This is a genomic window from Phyllobacterium sp. P5_D12 (assembly GCF_054049495.1).
This window is the reverse complement of sequence record NZ_JBFUMG010000522.1, coordinates 1-3131: the sequence shown is the minus strand read 5'-3', so window position 1 is coordinate 3131 and position 3131 is coordinate 1. Positions and strand designations below refer to the sequence as shown.

Here is a 3131-nt window from a genome sequence, read left to right as displayed (position 1 = left end):
CAACCACTCTGTGCCGCGTTTGCCTGGCACGAAATATGCAGAAACGATCTCAACCTTTGATGTCGCACGGGCGAAATACTTTGCCAGTTGAGAGGCAAGAATCGCTTCCTTGTTGTCTTCACCGGCCGCTTTTGAAGGGGGGTCAGAGTACATTTTAGCGCGAACCCACGCGAGCTTCAGCGTCGATGGCGTTAGGTTCTGCTTCGCAGCCGCACGCACGACGCTGGCATATTCCGTCTCCCGGGCTTTCCCGATGATCTCGTCAAGGCGATCGCGCGCTTGGTCCAGACTGAACCCCTTCGGTTTGCCAACGACGGCGCGCGCAGGCACTGCAAACTTGCTGTTCCAGTACTCATCAAAGTTTGTCGAGACTTCGTCGACAACGGGTCCAGCAACCAGCAGATCGAGATCCGAATAGTTCAATTCCCTCTTGGCCAGGAAATACTCATCGCCGATATTGCGGCCACCGACGATCGACATGGCGTTGTCGGCGGTCATCGACTTGTTGTGCATCCGGCGGTTGATCCGCTTGAAGTCGGTGAGGCCGGCCGCGACAAGGCTCTGATCCCGCCAGAACGGGTTAAAGAGCCGGATTTCGATGTTTTTATGCGAGTCCAGAGCTGCGGTCACGGCGTCATAGCTCTTAGTGTCCATGTCATCAAGCAATAGCCGCACCCGCACACCCCGGTCCGCGGCTTGCAGCAAGCTCCACGCAAAGACTTTTCCGGTAGAATCATTGTGCAGAAGGTAATACTGCGCATCGATCGTTTTTTCGGCGGCCGCTGCAAGCGCCAAGCGCGCCGCCAGCGCTTCTTCTCCGTTGCCGATCAGCCTGACCCCGGAGCGACCGTCCTTAGGATCACCAAGCCTTTGGACAAGTTGTGTCAGCCGCGTGCTTGTCGGCTGCGCGGGCGAATATGACGGTGTTTGCTCGAATGTTCGCACGGTGTGCGAACAGGCGGCGAGAAGAAGCAACGAGAGCCCCGCGGCCGAGATAAATGGTTTCATACTACCCCCCCTCCAGAACGCACCACGCCAACGTCCCTTAGCGGCTCGCAAAGCTAGACTTTGGCTGTGTCGCGCACTTTGCCGCTAGTACAGACATGCTCTCACGTTTTGAGATTGAGCACCATTCCCGGTGACATCGTCCACCAAACCGCCGATCTGCTCTGGGCCGGAAGCGACGATCGTACCCGGCACTGCGGTCTTCCTGACGGGCAACCCGCAAGGCACGCCCACGGCGCTGCTGCACAGCCTCAAACATTACAACGTGCTGCATGAACGCAACGTCATTCTGAATGTGGACACCGCCCCCTCGCCCACGGTCCGGAAAAGCAAGATGCGCCGGCGTTTGAATGGTCGGTATAGCAGCTTGCCGCTCGATCCAGCCGCTCCTGCGGGCGCAGCAATGAGTCGTGTCGTGCCTTGTCGGTTCTTCTTCATAGCAAGCGTGCGGGTCGAAATTCCTTTGCGAAAGTGATAATTACCAGAGCAATCGACGGCGACCGCTCAAGGAAACACTGCAATGAGATTAGCTTGCTACATCCTAACTGCCGCAGCTCTTGTCTCGTCATCGTCATGCACAACCTCTACTGTTGAAAGCAATCCCTTCATCGACAGCAGATTGGCGGTCAATTCGCTCAGAAACTCGGTATATGACGAATGTGGATGGKCCTCGGAGGCTTCAACGCTCACGAGTTTGATTCCTGCCATTTCCACGGGCCGGGACGGATTTCAAAGGACCACCAGCGCAATATGCGCTGCGGCGAAGGGCACGCCTGCTCCGGCTTTGCCACGGGACCAAGTTACGGTTGAGGTCGAAGGAAAACTGGTCCGTGGACGGTTCCTCGAACCAGGCGAGACAATTGCGCAAGACTGACAGCCGGTACACCAACTAAAGCCGATCATGACAAGCGTTCCACCTCGCCGAAGAAATTGGCATAGGGGATTTGCCTAAGGACAGATGCGCGACGTGGTGGTGAACATATACGCGACCACCCAGAAACGTACACAGAAACGGTGTGGACCTCTTCTATATGGTAATCCACGAAGCGTTCTGTAAATGATGCACTTGGGAAACAAATAATGAATTGATTGATTCGAAAGCTCAAAACATTGCCTACATTGCGGGGCATGTATGAGGATCATCGAACGTTCAAAAAAGGGTTTTCTTGGCAGGAGGTCGCAAGCAAGACGACAAAGGCCGGGAAAATTAACTGCCAACGTAGGGTAAGACCCGATATCAGCTACGCCCCTATGAGCGCACAATCACAACGTCCAATCGTGACGCGCAACGCCGCGGTTGACGAACCCCGTACCCGCCGTTGCTTTGAACCCAGCGGCGGTTTTTTTTGCGAAACAAGGGCCGATAATCAATATTTAATGGCTCGGCCTGTTTTGCGTGCGTCCTGCTTAGTATGCCGCTTATCCTGACGGCATGCAGCGTTGCTTTTCTGGTTGGCGGCGCGGCAATCCTGCTTTGTTTGTCGTGCTTCTGGGCGCGCCTGCTGGCGGGTGTCACGCGCCTGCTGACGTTGCTGGCCCTGCTCCGTCGCCCAAGATATTGCAGGTAAACTGGCAAGAGATATCGCGATTATCGATGCGGTGAACAAAGGCTTTAAATAAGGCATTTTGGTATCCTCCCTTAAAGGGTTGGGGAGCGAGCCCGCTGGGGCGGCCTCCATCGTGATAAACACGATAAACGTTGTACGCTCAGCTTTAAGATTTGGTTTTCCAAAAGTCCCGTTGCCGCGAGGTCTGCTGACAGCGGGCTTATTTGGGGCAATCATGGAAAAGGATCGTCGCCTTTTCCATGATTGCACAATACGCTCAGTATTCAGGATGACCAAGCGATAACAGCATCGGCACCGCGTGCAGGTGGGCGTGGGCGGGGCCGACGATGTGCTTCTTGTCCCAGTGGCACGCGCCCGACAAGCTCTTGCGGAACGCGAAGGTCCAGCCCTCGGGCAACCCCGCCATTGCGGGCAGTTGATGGACATGGTCGCGGCAAGATATGGCCGCGGTCCCTGGCCTGAAAAGACCAGGTGTGGCTATCGGGGCACTACCCATATGTTTCTCGATCCCAACGCCTAGCGCTTAACACTATCTATGTTAGCCTCGAGTCGTTGGCC

Annotated in this window: 3 protein-coding genes and 1 pseudogene; 1 reads left to right on the top strand and 3 read right to left on the bottom strand. The window is 55.8% G+C overall.

What is annotated here, in order from left to right; genetic code table 11:
- Positions 1-1008: phospholipase D-like domain-containing protein (locus tag ACXJ5O_RS22865; protein WP_457301907.1), on the bottom strand; the 1008-nt coding region annotated here is incomplete at its 3' end.
- A gap of 181 nt (positions 1009-1189) precedes the next feature.
- Between ACXJ5O_RS22865 and ACXJ5O_RS22860 the strand changes: the two are divergent.
- Positions 1190-1322: pseudogene (locus ACXJ5O_RS22860) on the top strand (KUP/HAK/KT family potassium transporter); the annotation flags it as partial.
- Positions 1323-2372: 1050 nt separating this feature from the next.
- On the opposite strand, the gene ACXJ5O_RS22855 reads toward ACXJ5O_RS22860, so the two are convergent.
- Both ACXJ5O_RS22855 and ACXJ5O_RS22850 read right to left on the bottom strand, forming a co-directional pair.
- Entirely contained in the window at positions 2373-2789 is a 417-nt protein-coding gene (locus ACXJ5O_RS22855; protein ID WP_457301906.1) for a hypothetical protein, read from the bottom strand.
- Between the two features lie 40 nt (positions 2790-2829).
- Entirely contained in the window at positions 2830-3069 is a 240-nt protein-coding gene (locus tag ACXJ5O_RS22850; RefSeq protein ID WP_457301905.1) for a hypothetical protein, read from the bottom strand.
- Positions 3070-3131 lie beyond the last annotated feature (62 nt).